Origin of the sequence: Aquimarina atlantica, assembly GCF_000626715.1 — a bacterium.
GTDB lineage: Bacteria > Bacteroidota > Bacteroidia > Flavobacteriales > Flavobacteriaceae > Aquimarina > Aquimarina atlantica.
In genome coordinates this window covers 271,225-297,502 of sequence record NZ_AQRA01000005.1, presented here as the reverse complement: position 1 = coordinate 297,502, position 26,278 = coordinate 271,225, and the positions used below count along the sequence as shown (strand labels likewise).

At 32.5% G+C, this 26,278-nt stretch carries 28 protein-coding genes; 25 read left to right on the top strand and 3 right to left on the bottom strand.

The annotated features are described in order from the left end of the window. Nucleotides 1-39: 39 nt before the first annotated feature. Complete coding sequence (locus ATO12_RS12540; protein WP_034242370.1) at nucleotides 40-507, bottom strand: RNA methyltransferase; 468 nt, start codon at nucleotides 505-507, stop codon at nucleotides 40-42. A 79-nt stretch (nucleotides 508-586) separates the two neighbouring features. Next, entirely contained in the window at nucleotides 587-1,429 is an 843-nt protein-coding gene (locus ATO12_RS12535; protein WP_034242369.1) for an N-acetylmuramidase domain-containing protein, read from the bottom strand. Nucleotides 1,430-2,022: 593 nt separating this feature from the next. On the opposite strand from ATO12_RS12535, the gene ATO12_RS12530 reads away from it, so the two are divergent. From ATO12_RS12530 to ATO12_RS12520, 3 genes are all read left to right on the top strand, one after another. Next, nucleotides 2,023-2,598 (top strand): hypothetical protein, encoded by a 576-nt coding sequence (locus ATO12_RS12530; protein WP_034242368.1) that lies wholly within the window; start codon nucleotides 2,023-2,025, stop codon nucleotides 2,596-2,598. A gap of 166 nt (nucleotides 2,599-2,764) precedes the next feature. Further along, nucleotides 2,765-5,824 (top strand): sensor histidine kinase, encoded by a 3,060-nt coding sequence (locus ATO12_RS12525; RefSeq protein ID WP_034242367.1) that lies wholly within the window; start codon nucleotides 2,765-2,767, stop codon nucleotides 5,822-5,824. A gap of 7 nt (nucleotides 5,825-5,831) precedes the next feature. After that, nucleotides 5,832-6,581: a LytR/AlgR family response regulator transcription factor gene (locus tag ATO12_RS12520; RefSeq protein ID WP_025667385.1), complete on the top strand. Its 750-nt coding sequence runs from the start codon at nucleotides 5,832-5,834 to the stop codon at nucleotides 6,579-6,581. A 38-nt stretch (nucleotides 6,582-6,619) separates the two neighbouring features. Here ATO12_RS12520 and ATO12_RS12515 read toward each other — a convergent pair whose 3' ends face one another. Then, nucleotides 6,620-7,861 (bottom strand): NAD(P)/FAD-dependent oxidoreductase, encoded by a 1,242-nt coding sequence (locus ATO12_RS12515; RefSeq protein ID WP_034242365.1) that lies wholly within the window; start codon nucleotides 7,859-7,861, stop codon nucleotides 6,620-6,622. A gap of 111 nt (nucleotides 7,862-7,972) precedes the next feature. On the opposite strand from ATO12_RS12515, the gene ATO12_RS12510 reads away from it, so the two are divergent. The 22 genes from ATO12_RS12510 to ATO12_RS12410 are packed head-to-tail and all read left to right on the top strand — an operon-like array spanning nucleotide 7,973 to nucleotide 26,242. Further along, nucleotides 7,973-9,508 carry an HAL/PAL/TAL family ammonia-lyase gene (locus ATO12_RS12510; RefSeq protein WP_034242363.1) on the top strand — a complete coding sequence of 512 codons (1,536 nt, stop codon included), beginning with the start codon at nucleotides 7,973-7,975 and terminating at the stop codon, nucleotides 9,506-9,508. Next, nucleotides 9,508-10,644 carry a WG repeat-containing protein gene (locus ATO12_RS12505; RefSeq protein ID WP_034242362.1) on the top strand — a complete coding sequence of 379 codons (1,137 nt, stop codon included), beginning with the start codon at nucleotides 9,508-9,510 and terminating at the stop codon, nucleotides 10,642-10,644. The genes ATO12_RS12510 and ATO12_RS12505 overlap by 1 nt, the downstream gene beginning before the upstream one ends. Beyond that, complete coding sequence (locus ATO12_RS26090; RefSeq protein WP_165583373.1) at nucleotides 10,641-10,814, top strand: hypothetical protein; 174 nt, start codon at nucleotides 10,641-10,643, stop codon at nucleotides 10,812-10,814. Before ATO12_RS12505 ends, ATO12_RS26090 begins: the two co-directional genes overlap by 4 nt. Next, nucleotides 10,811-11,938 carry a WG repeat-containing protein gene (locus ATO12_RS12500; protein WP_034242361.1) on the top strand — a complete coding sequence of 376 codons (1,128 nt, stop codon included), beginning with the start codon at nucleotides 10,811-10,813 and terminating at the stop codon, nucleotides 11,936-11,938. Before ATO12_RS26090 ends, ATO12_RS12500 begins: the two co-directional genes overlap by 4 nt. A gap of 56 nt (nucleotides 11,939-11,994) precedes the next feature. After that, complete coding sequence (fabG, locus tag ATO12_RS12495) at nucleotides 11,995-12,726, top strand: 3-oxoacyl-ACP reductase FabG (protein WP_034242360.1); 732 nt, start codon at nucleotides 11,995-11,997, stop codon at nucleotides 12,724-12,726. 15 nt (nucleotides 12,727-12,741) lie between these two features. Then, nucleotides 12,742-13,965: a beta-ketoacyl-[acyl-carrier-protein] synthase family protein gene (locus ATO12_RS12490; RefSeq protein WP_034242359.1), complete on the top strand. Its 1,224-nt coding sequence runs from the start codon at nucleotides 12,742-12,744 to the stop codon at nucleotides 13,963-13,965. 3 nt (nucleotides 13,966-13,968) lie between these two features. Then, the gene (locus tag ATO12_RS12485) at nucleotides 13,969-14,217 is read left to right on the top strand and encodes a phosphopantetheine-binding protein (RefSeq protein WP_024771999.1); all 249 of its coding nucleotides are present in this window, start codon (nucleotides 13,969-13,971) and stop codon (nucleotides 14,215-14,217) included. 6 nt (nucleotides 14,218-14,223) lie between these two features. Continuing rightward, entirely contained in the window at nucleotides 14,224-15,108 is an 885-nt protein-coding gene (locus ATO12_RS12480; protein WP_034242358.1) for an LpxL/LpxP family acyltransferase, read from the top strand. 1 nt (nucleotide 15,109) lies between these two features. Beyond that, on the top strand, nucleotides 15,110-16,039 hold the full coding sequence (locus ATO12_RS12475; protein ID WP_034242357.1) for an NADPH-dependent FMN reductase family protein: 930 nt from the start codon (nucleotides 15,110-15,112) through the stop codon (nucleotides 16,037-16,039). Next, on the top strand, nucleotides 16,039-17,175 hold the full coding sequence (locus tag ATO12_RS12470; protein WP_034242356.1) for a beta-ketoacyl-ACP synthase III: 1,137 nt from the start codon (nucleotides 16,039-16,041) through the stop codon (nucleotides 17,173-17,175). Before ATO12_RS12475 ends, ATO12_RS12470 begins: the two co-directional genes overlap by 1 nt. 1 nt (nucleotide 17,176) lies before the next feature. Then, nucleotides 17,177-17,608, top strand: coding sequence for a hypothetical protein (locus tag ATO12_RS12465; RefSeq protein ID WP_034242355.1), 432 nt, complete (start codon nucleotides 17,177-17,179; stop codon nucleotides 17,606-17,608). Continuing rightward, nucleotides 17,608-18,063: an ABC transporter permease gene (locus ATO12_RS12460; RefSeq protein WP_034242353.1), complete on the top strand. Its 456-nt coding sequence runs from the start codon at nucleotides 17,608-17,610 to the stop codon at nucleotides 18,061-18,063. Before ATO12_RS12465 ends, ATO12_RS12460 begins: the two co-directional genes overlap by 1 nt. 7 nt (nucleotides 18,064-18,070) lie before the next feature. Beyond that, the gene (locus ATO12_RS12455) at nucleotides 18,071-18,478 is read left to right on the top strand and encodes a hypothetical protein (RefSeq protein ID WP_034242352.1); all 408 of its coding nucleotides are present in this window, start codon (nucleotides 18,071-18,073) and stop codon (nucleotides 18,476-18,478) included. Then, on the top strand, nucleotides 18,468-19,463 hold the full coding sequence (locus tag ATO12_RS12450) for a BtrH N-terminal domain-containing protein (protein ID WP_034242350.1): 996 nt from the start codon (nucleotides 18,468-18,470) through the stop codon (nucleotides 19,461-19,463). The genes ATO12_RS12455 and ATO12_RS12450 overlap by 11 nt, the downstream gene beginning before the upstream one ends. A 14-nt stretch (nucleotides 19,464-19,477) precedes the next feature. Beyond that, complete coding sequence (locus tag ATO12_RS12445) at nucleotides 19,478-20,218, top strand: ABC transporter ATP-binding protein (RefSeq protein WP_034242349.1); 741 nt, start codon at nucleotides 19,478-19,480, stop codon at nucleotides 20,216-20,218. Further along, entirely contained in the window at nucleotides 20,211-21,479 is a 1,269-nt protein-coding gene (locus ATO12_RS12440) for an ABC transporter permease (protein ID WP_034242347.1), read from the top strand. Before ATO12_RS12445 ends, ATO12_RS12440 begins: the two co-directional genes overlap by 8 nt. Continuing rightward, complete coding sequence (locus ATO12_RS12435; RefSeq protein WP_117590041.1) at nucleotides 21,457-21,918, top strand: acyl-CoA thioesterase; 462 nt, start codon at nucleotides 21,457-21,459, stop codon at nucleotides 21,916-21,918. Before ATO12_RS12440 ends, ATO12_RS12435 begins: the two co-directional genes overlap by 23 nt. Next, nucleotides 21,911-23,056 carry a beta-ketoacyl-[acyl-carrier-protein] synthase family protein gene (locus ATO12_RS12430; protein ID WP_034242346.1) on the top strand — a complete coding sequence of 382 codons (1,146 nt, stop codon included), beginning with the start codon at nucleotides 21,911-21,913 and terminating at the stop codon, nucleotides 23,054-23,056. Before ATO12_RS12435 ends, ATO12_RS12430 begins: the two co-directional genes overlap by 8 nt. A 17-nt stretch (nucleotides 23,057-23,073) precedes the next feature. Then, nucleotides 23,074-24,135, top strand: coding sequence for a methyltransferase (locus ATO12_RS12425; protein WP_034242344.1), 1,062 nt, complete (start codon nucleotides 23,074-23,076; stop codon nucleotides 24,133-24,135). Between the two features lie 7 nt (nucleotides 24,136-24,142). Further along, nucleotides 24,143-24,763 carry a 3-oxoacyl-ACP synthase gene (locus ATO12_RS12420; RefSeq protein ID WP_034242689.1) on the top strand — a complete coding sequence of 207 codons (621 nt, stop codon included), beginning with the start codon at nucleotides 24,143-24,145 and terminating at the stop codon, nucleotides 24,761-24,763. A 1-nt stretch (nucleotide 24,764) separates the two neighbouring features. Continuing rightward, a complete protein-coding gene (locus tag ATO12_RS12415) occupies nucleotides 24,765-25,022 on the top strand; it encodes a phosphopantetheine-binding protein (protein WP_024771985.1) in 258 nt (85 codons plus the stop codon). Nucleotides 25,023-25,039: 17 nt separating this feature from the next. After that, entirely contained in the window at nucleotides 25,040-26,242 is a 1,203-nt protein-coding gene (locus ATO12_RS12410) for a beta-ketoacyl-[acyl-carrier-protein] synthase family protein (protein ID WP_034242343.1), read from the top strand. Nucleotides 26,243-26,278: the final 36 nt, after the last annotated feature.

Here is a 26,278-nt window from a genome sequence, read left to right as displayed (position 1 = left end):
AAATTAGATATGATGCCTTTAATTTAAAAATTACTACATCTATGCTCTTATAAATCTGGGTTTATCAATGCCACGATCATACATAATAATACTTCCTGCTACGGCTACATTAACACTTAGTTCGGATTTAAATTTGACTAAAAACTGTGATTTTTCGATAGCTATTTTAGATAATCCATGATCCTCGGCACCCAATAAATATACACAGCGTTTTGGATGATTAAATGTCTCTAGAGACTGTGCATTATCTGTTAGCTCTACCCCTACCAACATCGCTCCTTTAGGTAGGTGTCGGTAAAAATCTTCAAAAGTATCATAATGAAAATACGGCATGGCTTTTACCGCATTATGAGTATCACTGGCTTGTTTTGCATATCGATTACCTATCGTAAAAATAAAACTAGCTCCCATATTCTGCGCAGAACGCCATAATACGCCAAGGTTCTCTGGTGTTTTACCATTTTGAATACCGATCCCAAAAAATTCATTCTCGAAATTATCAATCATAAGGCAAAAATAGAAAAACTGAGATATAGTTGTAGAAGTACAACTTAAAAACAAATTCAATTCTATGATACAATCTCGATTAACTACTACTATATTTTAGGTATGCATTTTTTAGTTTGGTATCGTACTTATTCTTCTTATAACCTGGTCCATTATAGCCTTCAGCAAATCTTGCCCAGTTCTTTTCTATTATCCAATCCAGTAATTTTTTACCTTTAAAAGATGTAGCTTCTATAAATTTACCAAAAGCATTAAGGTGTTCTCTTTCATGATCATACATTTCTGAAACAAAATGATCTACAGAAGAAAACCCTAAGTTTAGGTAATGAAATCCCATGATTTGAAAAGCTCCCCACGATGCAGAACTATAAGCTGCTTCATGAAAAGCTGGGTCATCAGACATCCCAGCAGCTTTTTCTAAACGATCATACTCTCCAGCTCCTCCTTTATAGTGTACTTTTGTCCATTTCTTATATAGCACATTTTTGGTATATTCTGAAACATATTGAGATGGGGTTACTCCTCGTTTTTCTAATTCTTTCCAAAAAATATGGCCTTCAAACAAAATTCTTGGTCTGCCAGATACCAAAAAACCTTTTCCATTACTTTCTATTTCATTAACTGCTTTTACCATTGCTAATTCTAACCCAAACCGATCTGCAAAATCCTCGACATCTTGTTCAGACAAAAGCTTATCATTAAACGCAATAAAATCATTTTTTACCTCAATAAGTTTAGACCAGGTTTTAAGCCCAACAATACCATCAATCACAAGGTTATGTCTCGCCTGAAAATCTCTGACAGCTATATCTGTATCTTTTCCAAAAAAATTAGACACATATACTTGATATCCCAGTGTAGTTAGAATTTCTTCCAAAAAATGAACATCCTGTCCGTTAGAACGATACCGTATTGTTTTCATCTGTTTATATTTTATAGATTTTTTTTGTATTGAATCAACTTCTATTTAAAACAGAAGGTAAGTATCAAATCTTCTATAACTAAACGTAAAATTCTCTAAACATATTTAGTAAAAACTGAATATCTGGAATATTGATTTTTATTTTCTTAAACTATTAATAGATAAACATGCACATCTTTGTATGACCATAAAAGGTGATCTGCATTAAAAAGATGTCTAACATCTAAATTTTGTAAGGGTAATTCTTGTGAAGATACAAAAAACAACTTCCTAAACCCAATTCTACCTTCATGATTTCATCACATTATCAAGTACTTACATTTATTTTCTTAATAAATAGTATAAATCAAAGGCAGTAAAATTTTGCATAACCTAAAAAAGATAAATTGGCTAAACAATTTAACCATACAGGTTACTAAAATACCCTTGTCTCTTATCTTATAAAGTAGTTAGAATATAAAATCACTAAAGGATGGTTTTAGGTTACAAAAAACGAATTCTAGTTGAATCATTACGAATACTAAAAGCACATCCTCAAAAATAAGATAAGGAATTACTTTTATACAAAATAGCCAACCTCAAAATAAGCTGTTATGAAAAATGTTGCCATAATCATTATTCTATTTCAAAGTTTTCAAGGTATCCACGCACAAAAAGTTTTTGCCGATACTCAAGAGTTTTTGGTAACTACCGAAATTATGGACCGTGGAGAAAAACACCCCTCATATGTTATTAATCTGGTTCGTTCGGGAGAAGAAAATTTAGATAAAATATCTACTCTTACGATTGAAGACACAGAACTTTTTGAGGATATCTTTATAACTGCCTTAGAGAACCCTGGACTAGAAGGGGTCTCTAAGGTAATTAAGATGGAGGTCGAGTACCTGGCATGTTGCGCCCATGTAGAAGCATACTATTATATGCTTAAAGAAGATAATACAATTGTCGCATTACCTGAACTTAAAAATGTATACTGTGAAAATTCTGATTCCGATTTTCAATATATATTTCCAAATCAGGAATACGGTATAAAAGATAATATACTACAAACACAAACATTTTATCAAACAACAACAACTAATACTAAATATGTAAACCTAAAACGAAGTTTTACCTGGAAAGATGGCATTGTTGAAGATTCAAAAACAACTGCTATCACCGGGTACTAATTAATCCTAACAGTAATCTCAATCTAATAAACAAAAAGGGGGAAACTTTTGTTTATTATACCGACCCGCCTTAACCGGTGGTGTCGGTTTTTTTTTACATTTAAATCGATTATATCCCAGAAAAAAGCAGTTTGATTATATTTGTTACCAACCAGACAAATCTCTTGTGAACTTAAACTATAAATACATCTATCTTGTTTCTTTCCTGATATTGAATAGTATCGGCTCACTATCAGCACAAAACAATCAACTTAGAGCATATACTCTAGAGGATGGACTACCACAATCGCAAGTCTATGATATTGTGCAAGATAAAATAGGGTACTTATGGTTAGGTACTCAAGGAGGTGGTCTTTCTAGATTTAATGGCGAGGAATTTAAAACCTGGAATGAAAATGATGGATTGCAATCAAACTATATTCATGCTCTTGCCTTTGTAAATGACAGTCTTTTTATCGGTACAAAAAATGGGCTTAGTATCAAGATCAAAAATAAATTTACCAACATTGAAGGTCCTCGAATTAATAAAATATGCCTGATAAACAACAAGACCTATCTAGCCACCAATATTGGTATTTATGAATATCGAAAAAACCTGGGGTTAATTAAGATTAATCTTAATCCAAAGATCAATACAAGCATTATTAATGATATTGTTTTTGATGGTAAACTATTCTGGGTTGCCACCAATAAAGGACTTTGGAAACTAAATCAAATTAAACAAAGCGCAAGAATTATTGAGAGACATAGTGCATATGATTTTACAGCGGCAATCTTTCATAATAACAAAGTATTTGCTGCTGCTTTTAATCAAGGAGTTTTAGTACTAAATACCAATGCAAAAACATATGGTAACCAATGGATTCAAAAACCAGTTCGGGTAACAGATATTTCAATACATAGTAATAACGAATTATGGTTTGCTACAGATAATGACGGAATTACCATACTGGATTTTGAAACGCATGCCCTAAAAAAGAAAATTAATCGAAAAAATGGCCTATCTGTTTCGTACACTCGAAAAAGTATTTTAGATCTTCAATCTAATATATGGATTGCTACATCTGGCGGAGGATTTTATAAATATTTTCAGAATAACTTTACACACTATGACCAAAACACAGGACTAAAAGGTAATCGTGTATATGCTGTTCATAATGCAAAAAATGGTATTTGGACATCCAATTCTGAAGCCGGAATGGTAAAAATCGATTCTGCCGGGATTCAACATATACCTCAGGAAGAACGTTTATCTGATGTAAAAATCAAAACTATAACCAGTGATAACTCAGGGAACATATGGGCTGGTACAGAAGGTAAAGGGATTCTTTTTAAAGAGATTATGCAAGTTGATAGTATTGTTGTAGACACTATCAATAGTAAAGAATTAGGTGAAGATCCGATTATAACTACAGATACAATTGCAATTACAGTTAGTAAAAATCACATTATTGACAGAGACAAAGGTTTATTATCAGACTGGATCAGAACTATACAAGTAATAGACAATACCGTTTGGGTTGCCTCGTATTCTGCCGGGATCTCCAGATTTATATACGACCCAAAAAAGAAACGTATAAAGTCTTTAAAGAAATTTACTCGAAAAAGTGGTATTGAAGATTTGCAAATAAGGGACATGAAAAAAGATTCTCTTGGCAAAATCTGGTATGCTACTCAAAATGGACATCTGGGGTATATTGAAAGAAATAAAGTTACGCATTTAGGCAATGTTCTAAACCAAAAGACAGCAATTAGCACATTACTTTTTCACAAAAATATATTATATCTCGGGACAGCAGGAAGGGGGATTTGGTGGTCTAATCTTGATCAAAAGATTACATTCAAAAAATTAAAAGGAAGAAAAAAACCCTATTCAGATAATATTTATCAAATGATATTTGATGATAAAAATAATCTATGGGCTGGGAGTGAACGAGGGGTCGATAGAATTGAACTAAATCAATCAAATGATATTGTAGATGTTTTTCATTTTGGAAGAAATGATGGTTTCTTAGGAATTGAAACTTGTCTTAATGCTGTTACCAAAGACGATCATGGCAATCTATGGTTTGGAGCAATATATGGGTTAACCAAATATCAACCAACAGAAACTACTAAAGCTACAATCAAGCCCAGCATACATTTTGAAGATGTAGAAGTTGCTTATCGCAGTGTTGATTCTATACAGTTGGGAGCCTGGGTAAATAATAAAAGTGTTCTTAAACTGAAGCCAAATCAAACAGAATTATCGTTTAGTTATAAAACTATTGATCTTGATCACCCTAATGATGTAGAATATCGATGGAGGTTAAATAATTCTGAATGGAGTCCCTGGTCATCAGATCACAAACAAAATCTTGCCGGATTAGCATATGGCCCACATTACTTTTCTGCACAATCCCGAAATTACAGATGGGAAGAAAGTGATCCTATTATGTTTCGTTTTTTTATTGATAGTCCCATCTATGAAAAAGCTTGGTTTCAATTAACTGTATTAGTAATAATCGTATTGATTTTAGGTGGATATGCATTATCTTACATCCGAAGAGTGAAACAAAAAAACCGGGAAGAACGTAATCGTTTACAAATGCAAAATCACCTACTATCATTAGAACAAAAAGCATTGCGTTTACAAATGAATCCTCATTTCATATTTAATGCGTTAAATGGTATAAAAGCAATGGGAACCAACAATCCCAATCGTATGAATACTACCATAAATACATTTGCTACTTTATTAAGAGAAACGCTATACAATTCTAGAAAAGATCATATCACTCTGGATCAGGAAATACAGACTTTAAAACATTATATCGAAATAGAACAATTAATGGCCAGCAAACCATTTGTTTATGATATCTCTATAGATTCTGATTTTGACCCCGAAGAAATTCTTATTCCGCCTATGCTAATTCAACCTTTTGTAGAAAATGCGGTTAGACATGGTATTTTAAAAGGAAGTAGAGATGGTGAGTTAAAAGTATTATTTCATACCAGTGAAGAACATTTACATTGTACTATATTAGATAATGGGCAAGGTATTTTTCAATCACAAAAGAACAAAACCAATACAGATCATCAATCTATGGCACTTACAGTAACCCGAGAGCGACTTGAATCAATTTCGGGGAAGGATTCCTTACATATAAAAGAAATTCTCTTAAATGGCAATTCTGTAGCAGGAACTGAGATTACATTTAAAATACCATTACAAACCGACTATTAAAACAATTATGCTTACAGCAATTATCGTAGAAGACATGCCTGATGCACTTCAGCTTTTAAAAAGTGATCTAAAAGCGAATCATCCGGAAATAAAAGTAGTTGATACTGCCCAAAGTGTAGTCGAGGCAGCAAAATCATTACGCAATACACAACCCGATATTCTATTTTTGGATATTATGCTTGGTGATGGTACTGGATTTGATATATTAGAAATATTTCCTGACCTGAAATCAAAGATCATTTTTGTTACTGCCAGCGATGAGTTTGCTATCAGAGCTTTTAAATTTGCAGCTATCGATTATGTCTTAAAACCATATTCTAATGAAGAATTAGCTCAAGCAATTGCTCGGGCAAAAGAACAAATTCAACCCAACAAAGAACGTCTTAATATCCTAAAAGATACATTATCTGCACCAGAGCAAAAACCAGATAAAATATCACTACACACTCTCGACAAAATCATCATCGTAAATCTGGATGATATTATTCGTTGTGAATCTGATAGTAACAACACCATTTTCTACCTTCAGGATGGACAGAAAATTTTTGTGACCAAGACATTGAAATATTTTTCTGACATGCTCAAGAATTACCAATTCCTTCGAGTACATCAAAGCCATCTTGTTAACTTACAATGCATTAGTGCCTTTATCAAAACCGACGGAGGGTACCTTATGCTAAAAAACGGAGAAAATATCCCCGTTTCGGTACGAAAAAAAATAGAAGTAATGGAAATTCTAGATCGTTTGCATAGATAAATACTTACAAAATCTCAAGAATTATTACCTCTACTCGACTATGCTTCTTTTTCGGTTTCCATATCTATCATATGGGCAACCGTTTTAATTAATCTGTTATGTTTGGTTACAAAAGGATTTGTTTCATCCCATACATAGCCAGCTAAAACTGCACATATTTGTCGTTTAATTTGTGGATTTTCTGGTCGATGAAAAAATAACTTTTGAAGATTTCCTGTATACCATTCTTTTACATAAGATGAAAAAACATTAACACCTCCTTTGATATATCCCGTATATTCTTGCTCCCAATCTACAGCTTCATCTTGCAACTCTTTAGCGACAAGTTTTGCTGCTAATAATGCAGATTCTGTTGCAAATGTAACTCCAGAAGAAAACACAGGATCTAAAAACTCTGCGCTATTTCCTGTTAACACATATCCTTTGCCGTACAGTTGTTTTACAGATTTTGAGTAATTTTTAATTGAGATAGGATCAAACATAAAATCAACATTCTTAAATCGCTCATAGAAATAATCTGAACGTTGTAACATTTGTGTTAATTTCTCTGTAGCATTACCTTCGAATGAATCTAGAAATTCTGTTGGCCCCACATACCCTATACTAGTAACCCCATTAGAAAAAGGAATCACCCACAACCAGGTTTCTGTATCTATTACATCAAATGTAATAAGTGTCCCTTCGCCTCCTTCGGGTCTATTAATATCTTTAACATGTGTAAAAATTGAAGAATGTTTTGGTAACTCAGATGGCTGCTCTAAATCTAAAAGTCTGGGAAGTACTCTCCCATAGCCGCTAGAATCTATAACATACTTTGCAGTAATAACACGATGTTTCCCTTCTTTATCTTTTATAGTAGTTTTTGAAATTTTCCCTTCAAAATCTACAGCAACGACTTCTTCTTCAAAACAGATATCGACCCCTCTATTAATCAGTTCTTTTGTCAGAGCCGAATCAAAATCTGCACGAGGTACCTGCCATGTCCAATCCCAACCTTCTGTATGCTTTTTACTAAAATCAAAATTACAAACCTTCTCTCCTTTAATAAATCGTGCACCCGATTTTACTTCGAACTCACATGCTTTTAAGCAATCTAATAGTCCTACTTCTTCAAAATGATCCATACATCTTGGCAAAAGACTTTCCCCGATTACAAATCTTGGAAAAAGACTCTTTTCAACAACTTTCACATCATAACCATTATTATGTAAATAAGAAGCCGCAACACATCCCGAAGGCCCCGCCCCTACTACTAAAACATCAATATTTTCATCATTCATAGCACTATTGTACTTATTAATTCCTTAATTATTATAAATTTGCAAACCAAAATAACTGTTTTATTTTTGGTTATTAAAATATTATTCATTAAAATTTTGAGCAAAATATAGATGCTAACACTAAAAGGGAAAATAGAAATACAGGACTTTTTCAACATTATATTTAAAGAAGAATCGATTGCAATAGACGAAAGTGTTCTAGCAACTGTAGAAGAAAGTTTTAATTTTTTAAAAGAATTTTCTGAAAATAAAATCATTTACGGTGTAAATACTGGTTTTGGGCCAATGGCACAATACAAGATAAACGACAAAGAAAGAAATCAACTACAATATAACTTAATAAGAAGCCATGCTTCGGGAACAGGAAACCCGCTTCCTCCCATGTACGTAAAAGCAGCAATGTTAGCACGTTTAAATACGCTATGCTTAGGGTACTCTGGTGTTCATAAATCTGTTGTAGATGTTATGACATCTTTGATCAATAAAAATATTACTCCTCTTATTTATGAACATGGTGGTGTTGGTGCTAGTGGAGATTTAGTTCAATTAGCACATTTAGCCTTAACTCTTATTGGTGAGGGAGAAGTATTTTATGAAGGAGAACAAAAAAATACTAAAGAAGTTTTTGAACAAGAAAATATCAACCCTATTACAATTGCTTTACGAGAAGGACTTGGCTTAATGAACGGTACGTCTGTGATGACCGGAGTGGGATTAGTAAATACTATTTATACAAGAAGGTTATTAAACTGGATGATTACAGCTTCATGTGCAATTAATGAAATTGTAAAAGCATATGATGACCACTTATCACAAGAATTAAATCATGCAAAAAAGCATGTAGGACAACAACAAATCGCTAAGCAAATGCGAGAGCATTTAGAAAGCAGTTCTTTAATCAGAAAAAGAGAAGAGTATCTATACACCGATCAAACTGAAGTAACTGTTTTTAAGGAGAAAGTTCAAGAATACTATTCATTACGTTGTGTTCCTCAAATATTAGGCCCGGTTTTGGATACTTTAAACAATATTGAAAAGATCCTAATAGAAGAAGTTAACTCTGCTAATGACAATCCTATTATCGATGTTAAAGAAAAACACGTATATCATGGAGGTAATTTTCATGGGGATTATGTTTCTTTAGAAATGGATAAGTTAAAAATTGTAGTTACCAAATTATCAATGTTGGCAGAACGTCAATTAAATTACTTATTAAATTCTAAATTAAACGACATACTTCCTCCTTTTGTAAACCTTGCCAAACTAGGTTTAAACTTTGGGATGCAAGGAGTGCAATTTACGGCAACATCGACTACAGCAGAAAACCAAATGCTATCAAACCCTATGTATGTGCATAGTATCCCTAATAACAATGACAATCAAGATATTGTAAGTATGGGAACAAATGCTGCCTTGATTACAAAAAAAGTTATAGAAAATGCTTTTGAAGTTGTTGCGATAGAATTAATAACTATTGTTCAGGCTATAGAATATTTAGGTGTAAAAGATCAAGTTTCTACGAATACAAAAAAGATGTATGATGCCATACGAAATATAGTTCCTATATTTACAGAAGATGTTGTTATGTACCCCTATGTGAATCAAGTAAAAGATTTTATTATTAATAATGAAACCACAGAAGCGTGATGAAAACAAAGTTTTTTTTAATCATTCTTGCTTTTGTTCAAACTATATTTTTATCTGGTCAAGAACTTGCTTTAGTTAGAGAAAATAAATTATGGGGCTATATCAACCTAACAGGCGAATATACAATTCAACCTCAATTTAAAGAAGCTAGAAGTTTTCATAATGGTTATGCAGGAGTTCTTAAAAATGGAAAATGGGGATTTATAAATACGAAAGGGGAATGGGTTATAGAACCAAAATACAATAGAGTAAAAGATTTTCACTCTGGTTGGGCATTGGTTCTTGAAAAAAATAAATGGAATTACATTAATAACTCCGATGAAGTTTTGGATTGCCCTGTTCCTGATAAATATTATGACTTTAATGATAATGGAATAGCATTTTTTCAAAAAGGAAAAAAAATAGGATTATTAGGTAGTGATGGTAAATTGATTATTGAGCCCGAATATAAAATAATACGCGCTTTTATAAATGGATATGCCAGAGTTAATAATGGTAAAAATTGGGGTATGATTGATGAAAAAGGAGAATTAATTATCCCTCTACTATATGAAAGATTAGGACATTATAGCACTAAAGGAGTTTCTGCAAAAATGAAAAATGATTGGGGAATTATAATTGATAATTCTTTTGTACCTGTTCCAAAAGCCAAAGAAATTGGAAGTTTTTATGATCATTCCGATTTAGCTTTTGCAAAAAAAAGAGGAAAATATGGTTTTATCAATTCTAAAGGAGAATGGATTATAGAGCCAAAATATAGAACTGTTAAACCATTTTATAAAGGATTTGCACCTGTAAATGATGGTTTTAAATGGGGATATGTGAATGAAAAAGGAGAAGAACCTATACCATTCACTTATCTTAATGCAGGATTCTTTGGCGATAATGGATTAGCTAAAGTTCAAGTAGGAAAATGGGGGTTTATAGACACTAAAGGAAATCTTGTAATACCTGCCAAATATGATCTTGCTCCTAATATACTTATTAATGCAAAAAAACTAAAGGACTTTTTGGCCAAAGGATTTGTTAATGGCGCTGTAAGGGTAAAATACAAAAAAAAATGGGGATTCCTTAATGAAAAAGGAGATGTTTTAGGGAGTAAATGGTATGTTAACGCGGAATTATTTAGCAAATGAATATAGACAAGGAGTTATTATCAATAAAGATCAACATAGCAACACTAATAAAGATGTATGATGCCATACGAAATATAGTTCCTATATTTACAGAAGATGTTGTTATGTACCCCTATGTGAATCAAGTAAAAGATTTTATTATTAATAATGAAACCACAGAAGCGCGATGAAAACTAAACATTTTTTAATTTTTGTAATTTCTCTTTGTTCGCTAGTAGGATCTGCTCAAGAACTAGCATTAGCAAAATTTGAAGGTAAATTTGGTTATCTTACAAAATCAGGTGACTGGCAAATACCCGCAACACTAGATGTTGCAAAAAACTTTTCTGAAGATCTAGCTGCTGCGAGAAAAGGTAAACTATGGGGATTTATAAATAGAAAAGGAGAATGGGTTATTGAGCCTGGATTTGATAAAGTTAAAGCTTTTAATTCTGGTATAGCTGTCGTTTTAAAAAACAAAGAATGGTTTTATATCAACACCAAAGGAGAGAAAGTCCTCACCAATGTTGATTCTGACAAAATTTATGATTTTAAAGATGGTTTTGCTATAGTACGAAAAGAAGATAAAGTAGGTTTTATCAATACCAAAGGAGAGACTACAGTAGCTCCAAAATTCTCGAAAGCATTCAATTTTATAAATGGATATGCAAAAGTAAGAGAGGGTGAAAAATGGGGGCTAATAGATCCTTCTGGCAATTATTTTGTAAAAACAACCTATGATGGTGTGAGCAATGTCTACCATAATACAATTGTAGCTACTCAAGGCCTTCGTCATGGATTGATTATTAACGGAGAATTTAAAGAAGTATCAGGAGCTCAAAAAATATGGGATTTCTCTATAAATGCAGAATATACTTATGCCAAAAAAAATGATAAAATAGGATTTATCAATAAAAATGGAGAATGGGTAATTGAGCCTGCATATGATAAAGTAAGAGCTTTTAATAATGGATTAGCGCCTGTATTTAAAGATGGTAAATGGGGATATATTAACATTAGCGGTGAAACTGTAATTCCTTTTAAATTTAGAGATGCAGAAATATTTAGTGCCGATGGGCTAGCACCTGTTAAAACTAAAAAACTCTGGGGGTTTGTAAATACCAAAGGAGAGCTAGTTATAGAAGAAAAATATGAAATTACTGCTGGTGGTTTTTCTATTTTCAAAAAAAATGCGCAAAAAGGTTTTGTAAACGGCTTAGCAAGAGTTAAACAAAAAAAGTCGTGGTGTTATCTAAACACTAAAGGAGAAATACTTAAAAACTTGTGGTTTGAAAATTTAGAACTATTTAATTAATACTTATTAATCTTTATCTAAAATCGATTGAAATAACTATTACATCTTACAAATAAATGAAGTGTGCTTTAATAACAGGTGGCTCGAGGGGAATTGGAAAAGCAATTTGCGTACAACTCGCTAAAGATACCGATTATCATATATTAATTAATTACAATAGTAACGAAACTGCTGCAAGGCAAACTCTTACAGAAATAGAAGCCAATGGCGGAACTGCAGAAATTATTCAATTTAATGTAGTTGATGCTGATCAGGTAAAAACAAAATTAGATGCCTGGCAAGAGGATAATAAAGATGCTATAATTGAAGTCATCATAAATAATGCGGGAATCACAAAGGACAACTTATTTATGTGGATGACCCAAAATGATTGGCAAAATGTTATTAACACCTCTCTCGATGGTTTTTATAATGTAACAAATCATTTAATTCAAAAATTATTACGAAACAGATACGGTAGAATTATAAATATTGCTTCTGTATCTGGAGTTAAGGGAACAGCTGGGCAAACTAATTATTCTGCCGCTAAAGGAGCTATAATAGGGGCCACAAAAGCTCTGGCTCAAGAAATAGCAAAAAGAAATATCACAGTAAATGCTGTTGCTCCGGGGTTTATTAGAACTGACATGACCAATGAGTTGGATGAAAAAGAACTTAAAAAGTTAATTCCTGCCAATAGATTTGGAGAAGCTGAAGAAGTAGCGCATATTGTATCGTTTTTAGCCTCCAAAAAAGCTTCATATATTACTGGTGAAGTGATTAATATAAACGGCGGAATTTACTCGTAAATTAATTCTGAATATATGAGAAGAGTTGTAATCACGGGAATGGGTATATATTCTTGTATTGGTAAAAACCTCGAAGAAGTAAAAACATCATTATACAACGGGACATCTGGAATTGTTTTTGATGAAAAAAGAAAAGAATTCGGATATCGTTCTTGTTTAACAGGAATGGTATCAGAACCAGAATTAAATAAATTACTTTCCCGAAGACAACGTATTAGTTTAGGGCAAGAAGGAACATATGCTTATATAGCTACACTCGAAGCTTTAAAAAATGCAGGTATAGATCAATCTTTCCTCGATCAAAATGAAGTTGGTATTCTTTACGGAAATGATAGTACGGCACAATCGGTTATTGAATCTGTAGAAAAGATCAGAGAAAAAAAAGATACCACATTAGTAGGTTCGGGAGCCATTTTTAGAGGAATGAACTCTTCTGTAACCATGAATCTCTCTACAATTTTTAAACTTAGAGGAATAAACTTCACTATTAGTGCGGCATGTGCCAGTGGATCCCATGCTATCGGAATGGCATATCAGTTTATAAAAAGCGGATTACAAGATTGCATTGTTTGTGGAGGAGCCCAGGAAATAAACCAGCTTGCCATGGGAAGTTTTGATGGCTTAGGAGTGTTTTCTACAAATACAGAGCATCCAGAAAAAGCCTCTCGCCCATTTGATGTTAATCGTGATGGTTTGGTCCCAAGTGGCGGATCTGCTACTCTTATTGTAGAAAGTTATGAATCAGCAATCAAAAGAGGAGCAACAATTCTTGGAGAAATTATAGGGTATGGATTTTCTTCAAACGGTGAACATATTTCTACTCCTAATGTTGATGGCCCATCCAGAGCTATGAAAAAGGCACTTCTGGAAGCAAATATTGAAACATCAGCTATAGATTATGTAAATGCTCATGCAACTTCGACTCCCGTTGGAGATGCTAATGAAGCAAAAGCTATCTATAATGTTTTTGGAAAAAACGGACCACATGTAAGCTCTACAAAATCTATGACAGGGCACGAATGTTGGATGGCAGGAGCTAGTGAAGTGATCTATTCTATGCTTATGATGCAACATTCTTTTATTGCACCAAATATAAATTTAGAGCAGCCAGATGAAGACGCTGCCAAACTAAATTTGGTTAATAAAACTCTAGATAAAAAAATTGATGTATTTTTGTCTAATTCTTTTGGATTTGGGGGAACAAATTCCGCATTAATAATAAAAAAATTTAATAAATAGAATATGGATAAAGAAGTTATTATTGAAAAGATAAACGACTTTCTTATTGATGAGTTTGAAGTAGAAGGAGAAAATATTTCTCCAGAAGCAAACTTAAAAGAGACTCTTGAGCTAGATAGCTTAGATTTTGTTGATCTTGTAGTAGCTGTAGAATCCAATTTTGGTGTAAAATTAATAGGCGAAGATTTTATAAATGTTGTAACACTTCAAAATTTTTACGATCTTATAGAAAATAAAATAAAATCGCTATAAACATATATGACTACTGAATGGAAAGGAAAGTCCAGAGGTACGGTATTTGGGTATAAAATATTTGTTTTCTTTATTAAAAAAGTTGGCTTAGGCTCTGCCTATTTTATTTTATACTTCGTTGCTGCATATTTTTGTTTTTTTGCCTTATCTAGTAGTAGATCCATATATTACTATTTAAATAAGAGACTTAAATACCCTAGATTTAAGAGTATTTTTAAAATATTCCAGAGCTATTATGTTTTTGGCCAGACTATTATTGACAAAGTAGCCATATCATCAGGCCTTAGAGACAAATTCACGTATGAGTTTGATGGTGTAGAACTCATAAACGAAACCTTAAAGGAAAAAAAAGGAGGTATCCTTATTAGTGCTCATCTTGGTAATTTTGAGATTGCCGAGCATTTTTTTGGTGAACTAGAAGAAAATGCCGCAATTAGTCTTTTAACTACAGACATAGAACATACTGCTATTAAGAATTACCTTGATAGCGTTACCTCTAAATCTAATATTAAATTTATTTTCATCAAAGAAGATCTTTCTCATATCTTTCAAATTAATGCTGCTTTGGCTAGAAATGAAATTGTGTGCATTACAGGAGATCGTTATTTTGAAGGTTCTAAATATTTAACACAAGATTTACTAGGGCAAGAAGCCAGGTTCCCTTCTGGGCCTTTTATGCTAGCTTCTAGACTAAAAGTACCTGTACTTTTTGTGTATGTTATGAAAGAAACGAATACACATTACCACCTTTATGCCAGAAAAGCTAAAGCTAAACATAGGGATGCCAAAGAATTACTAAAAGAATATACGGAAAGCTTACAATGGATGTTAGACAAATATCCATTACAATGGTTTAACTATTTCGACTTTTGGAATGTAAATAATAAGTAAAATGAAACATGTTTTAGTGGTACATTATTCGCAGTCCGGGCAGTTGACAGAAATTGTCAATAACATAGTTAATCCTATGGATTCTTCTGAAGAAATAAAGGTAACCCATCACAAAATCGAAATGGAAAAACCTTACCCTTTTCCGTGGAATAGAAAAGCTTTTTTTGGTGTTTTTCCAGAAACATTTCTTCAGATACCAGAAAAAATTAAACCAATTCCTTCAGAAATAACAAATCAAAAATATGATCTAGTATTACTTGGCTATCAAGTCTGGTATTTAACACCTTCTATTCCTATCAATTCTTTTTTAAAGTCAGAAAGTGCAAAAAAAATACTGGATAACACACCTGTGGTTACAGTAATTGGGTGTAGAAATATGTGGGTTAAGGCACAAGAAAAAATGAAAACCCTTCTAGCATCTTGTAATGCGAAACTGGTAGGAAACATTGTCTTGGTAGATAGACATATTAATCACATAAGTGTAATAACCATAAAACACTGGATGTTTAAAGGGAAAAAAAGTCGATTTTTAGGTTTTTTTCCTAAACCAGGGGTTTCTGATAAAGATATAAAGAATGTAGTGAAATTTGCTACACCTATAAAAGATGCATTGCTCACTAGTAATTTTTCAGGATTACAAAAAAAATTGGTACAATTAGGTGCTGTAAAAATTAAATCATTTTTAGTTTTAGTAGACAAGCGAGGCAATATTATATTTTCAAAATTAGCCAACCTAGCATACAAAAAAGGAAAAACAAGTAAGACAGGGCGTAAAAATCTCCTTGTTTTTTTTAATTATTACTTGTTATTTGCAATTTGGATTATAGCACCACTAGTTTTTATTGTATTTTTGACTGCTTATATTTTTATGTATAAAAAAATTAGCAGAGAAAAAAAATATTATTCATCTGTTGATACAAAAAATAATTAATGAAAGACGTATACATTACAAGAATATCAAAGTTTTTACCTAACGATCCAATCGATAATGATCAGATGGAAGAGAGATTAGGCTTCATAGATGGAAAAGTATCAAAAGGCCGAAGAATTGTTTTACGAAATAATCAAATAAAAACCAGATATTATGCAATTGATAATGATGGAAATATAACACACAATAATGCACAGCTTACTAAAGAAGCTATAGAGCTTTTGTGTGACGAAAGTTTTACTGCAGAAAATATCGAATTATTATCTTGTGGTACAGGGAGTCCTGATCAAATACTACCATCACATGCTGCAATGGTTCATGGGTTTTTAAAAAATGGGAATGTAGAAATTAATTCCCCTTCGGGTGCCTGTTGTTCTGGTATGAGTGCTTTAAAATTTGGCTACCTGGCAATTAAATCAGGACAAAACACCAATGCGGTTTGCACAGGATCTGAACGAGCATCTTCGTGGATGAAATCAGATGTTTTTAAAAACGAAATAGAGCATTTAAAAAAACTAGAAGAAACGCCTATTCTAGCTTTTAATAAGGACTTCTTACGTTGGATGTTATCTGATGGTGCTGGAGCCTTTCTTTTAGAAGATCAACCTAATGGTAACCTTCCTTTAAAGATTGAATGGATGGACGCTTATTCTTATGCATATGAAATAGAAGCATGCATGTATGCAGGAGGAGATAAACTAGAAAATGGAGAACTTAAACCATGGAGCGAGTATCCATCAGAAGAATGGGCACAAAAATCCTTATTTGCTATAAAACAAGATGTTAAATTATTATCTGAAAATATTCTAACAAAGGCTGTAGAAACCTTAGTTAAAGTATTTGAAAAACATGATGATATTAAACCAGAAGACATCACCTATTATTTACCACATATTTCTTCATACTATTTTAAAGATGACTTATATGAAGCCATGAAAAATAGTGGTGTAGAAATACCTTGGGAAAATTGGTTTATCAATTTAAGTAAAGTAGGAAATGTTGGTGCTGGTTCTATTTATATTGTGCTAGAAGAATTAGTAAATACTGGAAAATTAAAAAAAGGAGATAAAATTTTACTTTCTGTACCAGAAAGCTCCCGTTTTTCATATTCGGTTGCGCTTTTAACCGTTTGCTAAAATGAAAAACACAAAACTTCCTATTAGAAATATTAAACACCTAATACCTCAAAAAGAACCTTTTGAAATGGTAGATACTTTGCTAGGTTTTTCAGAGACAAGTGTTGCATCCTCTTTTAAGGTTACAGAAAACAATCTTTTTCTAAAAGATAATTTATTTTTAGAACCTGGAATTATAGAAAATATGGCACAAACTGTGGCATTACATACAGGTTACGATTATTTTCTTAAAAATGAACCTGCTCCTACAGGCTATATTGGATCAATAAAAAAAGTAGAAGTTTTTCATCTTCCAAAAGTAAATGAGACTATAACTACCAAAGCCGAAATTTTACATGAATTTATGGGAGTTACCATGGTCAAAATCGAAGTGTTTAACGCCAAAAAAGAAGTGATTGCTTCTGGGCAAATGAAAACAGTTATTGCTAGTTAATGGATAAAGTCAAAACATTAGATATCGCTAAATTCCTGCCACATCGAACTCCTTTTTTAATGGTAGATAAAGTGTTATCTATTGATGATGAACATGTAGCAACTTCGTTTACTATAAAATCAGACTGTATTTTTGTTAGCGATACTATTTTTAACGAAATTGGTATGGTAGAGAATGCCGCTCAAACCTGCTCTTCAATCGTTGGTAAAAGTTATTTTGAAGAAGACGATCTAGAAGGTGAAGGCACAAAACTCATTGGTTTTATTAGTGCAATAAAAAAAGTACAAGTGTATAGCTGTCCAACCGTTGGAGAGACAATAGTTTCTAAAGCTATTTTAAAATCCCGATTTGATACAGAGCAATATAGCATGTGTACATTAGAGTGCACCATTCATGAAGCAGATAAAGAATTATTATCTTGTGAAATGAATTTGTTTATTCAAGAAATGAAATAGGTGTACTATGAAAAAAAGTGAAGTTCCACAGGATAAAGGCAGTTTAAAGTCTGCAAATTTTAAAGAACTATGTTATGCTGTTAATGAAAATGGAGAGTATACAACTGCAGGTAGCAGTGGGTGGACTCCTAAGACCATTGCATTAAACAATGCGCTGCAGGAAATAAACGAACGTGTAGAAAAAGCCAAAATTAAAGTTGTAAATAACCAGACAAGCCCTATAGAATATTATATGGAGCTACATAAAATGGATATTACTATTTTAGCCAGTTATGTCGGTCTATGGAAATGGCGCGTTAAAAGACACTTTAAACCAAAAGTATTTCATAAGTTATCTCAAAAAACATTACAAAAATACGCTGACGTTTTCGAAATCACAGTCGATCAATTAAAAAACATTGAACATGGAAATTAACTTTACGCATCATCAATCTGCACACTGCGAAAATGGTGTTGTGTCTAATTTAATGAAACATAATGGTTTCAGTGTTAGTGAACCCATGGTCTTTGGTATTGGATCTGGTTTATTATTTTGCTACATCCCGTTTTTGATGGTAAATCATGCTCCTGCCCTAACTTATAGAGCTATGCCGGGCTTTATCTTTAAACGATTCGCAAAAAGAGTCGGTATCAAAATAAAACGAGAAAAATTTAAAGACCCTCAGAACGCCAAAGCACGTCTAGACGAAAATCTCAAGAAAAATAACCCTGTAGGACTTCAAGTTGGGGTATATAATCTAGTGTATTTTCCCGACGAATATCGTTTTCATTTTAATGCTCACAATCTGGTTGTTTACGGAAAAAAAGAAGATTTGTATCTAATCAGTGATCCAGTAATGGAAACTGTTACAACTTTAACAGCAAAAGAGCTAGAAAAAGTACGTTTTGCTAAAGGTGCTTTTGCTCCCAAAGGACATATGTATTACCCCATCGATTTCCCTAAAGAGTTAGCTTTAGAAAAAGCTATAGTAAAAGGAATTAAACAAACCTGTAGAGAAATGCTTGCTCCAGCGCCTATTGTTGGAGTTAAAGGAATTCGAACAGTGGCTAAATTAATTCGCAAATGGCCAAAAAAGAAAGGTACAAAAGTAGCCAATCACTATTTAGGACAAGTGGTTAGAATGCAAGAAGAAATAGGAACCGGAGGCGGTGGTTTTAGATATATCTATGCTGCATTCTTACAAGAGGCTGGTAAAGTATTAAAGAATGACACATTAATCGAATTATCTACAGAAATGACTGCAATTGGTGATTCGTGGAGAGATTTTGCTTTAGATGCTTCTCGCATATACAAAAACCGAAGTGCAAAAGATGATGCATATAACGATGTTGCCATGCAATTAGACGATATAGCAAATCGAGAAGAAGCTTTCTTTAAAAAATTAAAGAAAGCGATTTAACAGCAGAATAAAGCATGATTAAAATTGAACAATTATCTAAAAAATATAAAGGTGCAGATACATATTCTGTATCAGATTTAGATTTGTTTATCGATGAAAAAGAAATTTTTGGGTTACTTGGTCCAAATGGAGCCGGAAAAACTACATTAATTTCGTTGTTATGCTCTTTAATAAAACCTACATCAGGATCATTTACTATAGACGGTTTAACGTACAAAAACCCTAATCAATTAAAACAATTAATTGGTATTGTACCCCAAGAGTACGCTCTATACCCTTCGTTAACTGCTAATGAAAATCTTAAGTATTTCGGAAGCATGTATGGTTTAAAAGGGCAACTATTAAAGTCTAAAATAAGTCAGGCTATTGAAACATTGGGTTTATCAAAGTTTGCTAACAAAAAAGTGAGTACGTTTTCTGGAGGGATGAAACGTCGTATCAATTTAATTGCAAGTATTTTACACGAACCTAAAGTCTTATTTTTGGACGAACCAACTGTTGGGGTAGATGTGCAATCCAAAAATGTAATTATTAAATATTTGCAACTCTTAAATCAAAAAGGAACTACCATTATTTATACATCGCATCATTTAAATGAAGCCGAAGATTTTTGTACCAAAGTAGCTATTATAGATCATGGAAAAATAATATCTCAAGGGAAACCACAAGAATTAATTTCTAATCAAAAAAAGGCAAATAATCTTGAAGATGTATTTTTAGCCTTAACCGGAAAAGCATTAAGAGATCATGCATAAATTATGGGCTTCTACATATAAAGAGTTTTTATTGCTCACCAGAGATATTGGTGGTATTGCTATTTTATTTGTAATGCCAATTGTATTAATTATCACGATAACAATTATTCAGGATAGTAGTTTTAAAACCATTAGTGATACTAAGATCCCAATACTTCTTGTAAATAATGATAATGGTCACGTGTCTGAAACTATAATTAGTAGTTTAACAGAATCTAATACTTTTGAGGTCATTCAAAAAGATAATGAACAAGAAGCCAGAAATCTGGTGTTTAAAGGAAATTATCAACTCTCTATAATTATCCCAGAAAAGTTATCATCAGATTTAGAGAAAAAAGTTAATCAAAATGTAGAGGGTATTTTATCAAAATTTGGCCTGGAAGAAGAAAAAGAAGCTCGACCAGAAGAAACTATTCTAAACAAGGAAGTTAGACTATATTTTGATCCGGCAACTCAACTAACCTTTAAAAGTTCAGTAAAAAATGGTATCGATAAAATGATTTCTAAAATAGAAACACAATCTATTTACAAAGCTTTTCATGAACAAGTTGCAGAAGATGACACAGAGGCTATTTTCGAAACAGATAATTTTATTAGTTTTAAAGAAATAGTTCCAAAACAAGGAGACAAAGAGATTATTCCTAATTCTGCACAGCATAATGTACCTGCCTGGACTTTATTTGCTATCTTTTTTATTATAGTACCATTATCTATAAATATTGTAAAAGAAAAGAATCAAGGAACTTTTGTACGATTAAGAACAAATCCTGTATCCTATGCAGTAGTGTTAGGAGGCAAAACTACAGTATATTTGGCTGTTTGCCTCATACAATTTACTTTAATGTTAGCAATAGGCGTGTTTTTATTTCCGAAACTAGGTTTACCAACATTAGATGTATCAGGAAGAATATTAAATCTATTTATTGTTGCCTTTTTTGCGGGCTTAGCAGCAATAGGATTGGGGTTATTGCTAGGAACAATAGCAAAGACGCAAGAGCAATCTGCTCCGTTTGGAGCAACCTTTGTGGTCATTCTCGCTGCTTTGGGAGGTGTTTGGGTACCCGTTTTTGTAATGCCCAAATTCATGCAACTATTATCAAATATTTCGCCAATGAATTGGGGCTTAAATGCCTTCTATGATGTATTTTTGCGAAATGCCAGCTTTAAAGAAATTGTTCCAGAAATAATATTACTTTTATTGTTTTTTATAATAACAGCTTTAATTTCTATTGTTTATAATGAAAAGAAAAATGCAGTCTAAAAATAACAAAGAAATAAGTTTTACCAGTCAGGTTAGAGTACGTTTTGTAGAAACCGATCCCTTAGGAATTGTCTGGCATGGTAATTATATTCAATATTTTGAAGATGGCAGGGAAGCTTTTGGAAGGCATCACGGTATTTCATATTTAGATCAAAAAAAATTTGGTTACGCAACCCCAATCGTAAAATCTAGTACAGAACACAAACTACCTTTACGATATGGAGATATTGCTACCATAAAAACTATTTATGTAGATAGTCCTGCTGCTAAAATGATTTTTAGATATGAAATTTACAACCAAAATCATAAATTAGTCTGCACGGGAGAAACCGTACAGGTGTTTGTTGAAGATATAGGGAATGGTGACTTATCACTAACAATTCCATCTTTCTTTATCAAATGGAAACAAAAAGAGGGCCTTATAGAATTGGATGAATAAGATTTACGCTTCATATAATAATATAATATCATCGCTTGGTTTTGACAGCGAAACTGTTGTACAGAATATTCATAATGAGAATTCGGGCTTACGGCTTATCGATGACAAAAACCTGTTACCGAGTCCATTTTATTCTTCAATTATAAATACAGAAGATTTAGCTACTAGTTTTAAGCAATTAAATAAGGAAGGACAGTTCACCCGTTTAGAACAGATGATGATTTCTTCATTAAGCCAGGTTATCAAAGCATCAAAAATCCCCTTAACAAATCGTGTTGGACTTATTATATCTACCACCAAAGGCAATATTGATGTTTTAAATAAAAACAGTACATTCCAAAAAAAGCGAGCTTATTTAAGCACTCTGGGAAAAGTAATTAAAGAAACTCTAGGTTTTAAAAATGATGCTATTGTTGTTTCTAATGCATGTGTTTCAGGGGTTTTATCTATTGCTATTGCAAAACGCTATATTAACCAAGGCACCTATGATGATGTTTTTATTGTTAGCGGAGATATGGTAAGCGAATTTATAGTAACTGGTTTCAATTCGTTTCAAGCACTAAGTGACGAGCCTTGTAAACCCTATGATAAAGATCGAAAAGGGGTTAATATAGGAGAAGTTGCTGCCAGTATTTTGGTTACTAATAATAAAAAAAGAGTATCAAAAGAAGCAGTTGTTATTTTGGGTGAAGGCTCTTGTAACGACGCAAATCATATTTCTGGACCTTCCCGAACCGGTGAAGGTTTATACCGAAGTATACAATCTGCTTTTAAAGAAGGGAATGTTACTCATACCGACATTGATTACATTTCAGCTCATGGAACAGCAACATTGTTTAATGATGAAACAGAATCAATTGCATTTAACAGGCTTAATTTAGGCAAAGTACCTTTAAATAGTTTAAAAGGCTATTTTGGTCATACATTAGGAGCTTCAGGATTAGTTGAAACCATTGTAGGGATGTATTCATTGCAAAAGAATACATTATATACTTCATTAGGTTTTAAAGAACCCGGTACCTCAAAGCCTTTAAATATTATCACAAAAACCACCCCAAAACAATTAAATATTTTCCTAAAAACTGCCTCTGGATTCGGAGGTTGTAATACCGCAGTTGTATTTCAAAAAATAAAATAACTTATATTTATAAACGTATGTCAGTTCAAACTATAAAAGCTATAGACGCAATTCAGGAAGCACAAAAAATAGCTTTTGCTCCTTTCGTTTTTCAAGCAACAATTTCTTTAAGAAAGCTTGGGGTTTTAGATCTTATTTTTGAAAGAAGGAAAAAAGGAGGTATCACATTAGAAGATATTTCTAAAGAATTATCTATTAGCAATTATGGTATTGGTGTTTTATTAGAAATTGCTGAAAGCTCTAATATTGTTAGTAAAAATGAAAATGACACTTATGAATTAACTAATATTGGTTATTTTTTAAATTATAATAAAACTGTTGATGTTAATATCAACTTCACGAACGATGTTTGCTATAAAGGATTATATCATTTAAACGATTCGATTAAAGAAGGGAAACCCGAAGGATTAAAAGAATTAGGAAATTGGGATACCATATATGAGGGTCTATCACAATTAGATCCAGAAATACAAAAATCCTGGTTTGAGTTTGATCATCACTATTCTGATGACATATTTCAGGATGCATTAGAAATAGTTTTCAGAAAAAAACCAAAGTTATTATTTGATATTGGTGCAAACACAGGAAAATTTGCGATTAGCTGTTGTAATTACGACGATGATGTATCTATAAAAATGATTGATTTACCGGGTCAGTTAAAAAAAGCACTTGCTGCCGTAAAAGACAATCAATTCGAAAACCGTGTTACCGGCCATGAGATAGATTGGTTATCCGAAAACCCAAAAATCCCAACCGGAGCAGATACCATATGGATGTGTCAATTTTTAGATTGTTTTTCTAAAGACGAAATCCTAAAAATATTAAAAGTTTGTGTAGAATCTATGGATGACAACACAGAGCTATTAATTATGGAAACATACACAGACAGACAAAAATTTGATAATGCTAAATTTATCCTGGAAGCCACATCATTGTATTTTACGGTGCTGGCAAACGGAAACAGTAAAATGTATAAAGCTACCGAGTTAATCGAATTAGTGAATCAAGCTGGATTAACAATACAAGAAGATTTGGCTGTAGGAGAATACCATACCATATTTGTCTGTAAAAAAAAGTAGTCGATTAATGGAGTCTGAATTTTATATAAAATCATTCTGTCACATAAAAGATAATAAAGTCTCTTTAAACGGAACCGTTATATACAACGATAATGACACTTTAGATTTTTTAGATTTTATAAAAGCAGCGTATAGAAGTTTCGATACTAAATATCCTAAATTCTTTAAAATGGATGGGTTAAGTAAGCTTGCTTTTTTGGCATCAGATCTTATCCTACGAGAAGAAAAATTGAATCTAGAAGACGAAAATAACATTGCTATTGTGTTTTCGAATAAATCATCTAGTTTAGATACCGATGAAAAACATCAGGAATCTATCCAAAATAAAGACAATTACTATCCTAGTCCTGCTGTTTTTGTGTATACACTACCCAATATCTGTATTGGTGAGATTAGTATAAAATATAAACTTCATTCTGAAAATAGTTTTTTTATCTTTGACAGCTTTAATGCCGAATATTTATCAGACTACACAAATAGTCTATTATCAGCAAATAAAGCTAATGAAGCATTATGTGGTTGGGTAGAGTTTGATGGAGTAGCATATGACGCATTTTTATATCTGGTTTCTAGAAAAGGAACCACAATACATACTAAACAAAATATAGTAAATTTATATAATACATAATATGGAGGTTTTAAAACAAGAACTAAAGGAAAACATTATTGAGCAATTAAATCTTGAAGATATTGCTGTTGAAGATATTGCTGATGACGATATTCTTTTTGGTGATGGTTTAGGTTTAGACTCAATTGATGCATTAGAATTAATTGTAATGTTAGATAAAAACTACGGTATTAAATTAACCGACCCTAAAGAAGGACGTGAAATTTTTGCATCTATAGAAGTAATGGCAAAATACATTTCTGAACATAGAACAAAATAAATTTTATTGATATTTAAATGAGTAAAGGTGTTGCTATAACCGGAATGGGAATAATTTCTGCTATTGGAAACAATGTTGCAGAAAATTACCAGTCACTTATTAATGGTAAAAAAGGAATCTCTAGAGTTTCTAAAATTGATACCATTCATAAAGATGATATTATGGTTGGTGAAATTGCATCTACAAATCTGGAGTTAGAACAACAATTGGGTCTAACTCCTGATAATAATTACTCAAGAACAGCTTTATTAGGTGCTATTGCTGCTAAGCAGGCAATACAAGATGCCAAAATTTCTGATATCAATGCCTATAAAACAGGATTAGTCTCGGCAACCAGTGTTGGTGGGATGGATATGACAGAAACCTATTATTATGATTATCTTGAAAACAAAAGCACCCAAAAATATATCGAAGGTCACCATGCCGGAGATTCTACTCAAAAAATTGCAGAACAGCTAGGGATCGAGAAAAGCTTGGTCACTACCATAAGTACAGCTTGTTCTTCTGCTGCAAATGCTATAATGTTTGGTGCCCGATTGATTAAGTCGGGAAAACTAGACAGGGTTATTGTGGGGGGTTCTGATTGTTTGTCTAAGTTTACCATTAACGGGTTTAAAACTTTAATGATCTTATCAGACACATATAATACTCCTTTTGATGAGAATAGAAAAGGACTTAATCTAGGTGAAGCTGCTGCTTTCCTGGTATTAGAATCTGATGAAGTTATTGCTACAGAAAAAAAAGAAGTATTAGGATATGTTAAAGGATATGGTAATGCAAATGATGCCTATCATCAAACTGCATCTTCAGAAAATGGAGATGGGGCAACTTTGGCAATGCAAAAAGCTTTAAAAGTTGCAGCATATACAGCAAATGACATTGATTACATTAATGCGCATGGGACAGCAACGGGAAATAACGATTTATCTGAAGGACGTGCTATTCTAAGGGTTTTTGGTGAAGAAATTCCCGATTTTAGTTCTACAAAAGCATATACAGGACACACCTTAGCTGCTGCAGGAGCTATCGAAGCTGTTTATGCGGTATTAGCGCTTCAGCATAATATCATCTATCCTAATCTCAATTTTAAAACTCAGATGAAAGAGTTTGATATTACACCACAATTAGAACTCAAAGAAAAAGAATTGAACACGGTGTTGTCTAATTCCTTAGGTTTTGGAGGTAATTGTTCTACGATAATTTTTTCAAAAGAACAATAACAAAATTGTAAACAAAGGGGTAATACCCAATATGCA

Excerpts from the sequence above, each read along its gene's own strand:
- ATO12_RS12515 (WP_034242365.1), bottom strand. The coding sequence starts at position 7,861 with ATGAATGATGAAAATATTGATGTTTTAGTAGTAGGGGCGGGGCCTTCG.
- ATO12_RS12505 (WP_034242362.1), top strand. The coding sequence starts at position 9,508 with ATGAAAACAAAGTTTTTTTTAATCATTCTTGCTTTTGTTCAAACTATA.
- ATO12_RS12430 (WP_034242346.1), top strand. The coding sequence starts at position 21,911 with ATGAATAAGATTTACGCTTCATATAATAATATAATATCATCGCTTGGT.
- ATO12_RS12440 (WP_034242347.1), top strand. The coding sequence starts at position 20,211 with ATGCATAAATTATGGGCTTCTACATATAAAGAGTTTTTATTGCTCACC.
- ATO12_RS12415 (WP_024771985.1), top strand. The coding sequence starts at position 24,765 with ATGGAGGTTTTAAAACAAGAACTAAAGGAAAACATTATTGAGCAATTA.
- ATO12_RS12410 (WP_034242343.1), top strand. The coding sequence starts at position 25,040 with ATGAGTAAAGGTGTTGCTATAACCGGAATGGGAATAATTTCTGCTATT.
- ATO12_RS12420 (WP_034242689.1), top strand. The coding sequence starts at position 24,143 with ATGGAGTCTGAATTTTATATAAAATCATTCTGTCACATAAAAGATAAT.
- ATO12_RS12480 (WP_034242358.1), top strand. The coding sequence starts at position 14,224 with ATGACTACTGAATGGAAAGGAAAGTCCAGAGGTACGGTATTTGGGTAT.
- ATO12_RS12540 (WP_034242370.1), bottom strand. The coding sequence starts at position 507 with ATGATTGATAATTTCGAGAATGAATTTTTTGGGATCGGTATTCAAAAT.
- ATO12_RS12475 (WP_034242357.1), top strand. The coding sequence starts at position 15,110 with ATGAAACATGTTTTAGTGGTACATTATTCGCAGTCCGGGCAGTTGACA.
- ATO12_RS26090 (WP_165583373.1), top strand. The coding sequence starts at position 10,641 with ATGAATATAGACAAGGAGTTATTATCAATAAAGATCAACATAGCAACA.
- ATO12_RS12455 (WP_034242352.1), top strand. The coding sequence starts at position 18,071 with ATGAAAAAAAGTGAAGTTCCACAGGATAAAGGCAGTTTAAAGTCTGCA.
- ATO12_RS12485 (WP_024771999.1), top strand. The coding sequence starts at position 13,969 with ATGGATAAAGAAGTTATTATTGAAAAGATAAACGACTTTCTTATTGAT.
- ATO12_RS12500 (WP_034242361.1), top strand. The coding sequence starts at position 10,811 with ATGAAAACTAAACATTTTTTAATTTTTGTAATTTCTCTTTGTTCGCTA.
- ATO12_RS12450 (WP_034242350.1), top strand. The coding sequence starts at position 18,468 with ATGGAAATTAACTTTACGCATCATCAATCTGCACACTGCGAAAATGGT.
- ATO12_RS12445 (WP_034242349.1), top strand. The coding sequence starts at position 19,478 with ATGATTAAAATTGAACAATTATCTAAAAAATATAAAGGTGCAGATACA.
- ATO12_RS12435 (WP_117590041.1), top strand. The coding sequence starts at position 21,457 with ATGAAAAGAAAAATGCAGTCTAAAAATAACAAAGAAATAAGTTTTACC.
- fabG (WP_034242360.1), top strand. The coding sequence starts at position 11,995 with ATGAAGTGTGCTTTAATAACAGGTGGCTCGAGGGGAATTGGAAAAGCA.
- ATO12_RS12470 (WP_034242356.1), top strand. The coding sequence starts at position 16,039 with ATGAAAGACGTATACATTACAAGAATATCAAAGTTTTTACCTAACGAT.
- ATO12_RS12530 (WP_034242368.1), top strand. The coding sequence starts at position 2,023 with ATGAAAAATGTTGCCATAATCATTATTCTATTTCAAAGTTTTCAAGGT.
- ATO12_RS12425 (WP_034242344.1), top strand. The coding sequence starts at position 23,074 with ATGTCAGTTCAAACTATAAAAGCTATAGACGCAATTCAGGAAGCACAA.
- ATO12_RS12510 (WP_034242363.1), top strand. The coding sequence starts at position 7,973 with ATGCTAACACTAAAAGGGAAAATAGAAATACAGGACTTTTTCAACATT.
- ATO12_RS12520 (WP_025667385.1), top strand. The coding sequence starts at position 5,832 with ATGCTTACAGCAATTATCGTAGAAGACATGCCTGATGCACTTCAGCTT.
- ATO12_RS12535 (WP_034242369.1), bottom strand. The coding sequence starts at position 1,429 with ATGAAAACAATACGGTATCGTTCTAACGGACAGGATGTTCATTTTTTG.
- ATO12_RS12490 (WP_034242359.1), top strand. The coding sequence starts at position 12,742 with ATGAGAAGAGTTGTAATCACGGGAATGGGTATATATTCTTGTATTGGT.
- ATO12_RS12460 (WP_034242353.1), top strand. The coding sequence starts at position 17,608 with ATGGATAAAGTCAAAACATTAGATATCGCTAAATTCCTGCCACATCGA.
- ATO12_RS12465 (WP_034242355.1), top strand. The coding sequence starts at position 17,177 with ATGAAAAACACAAAACTTCCTATTAGAAATATTAAACACCTAATACCT.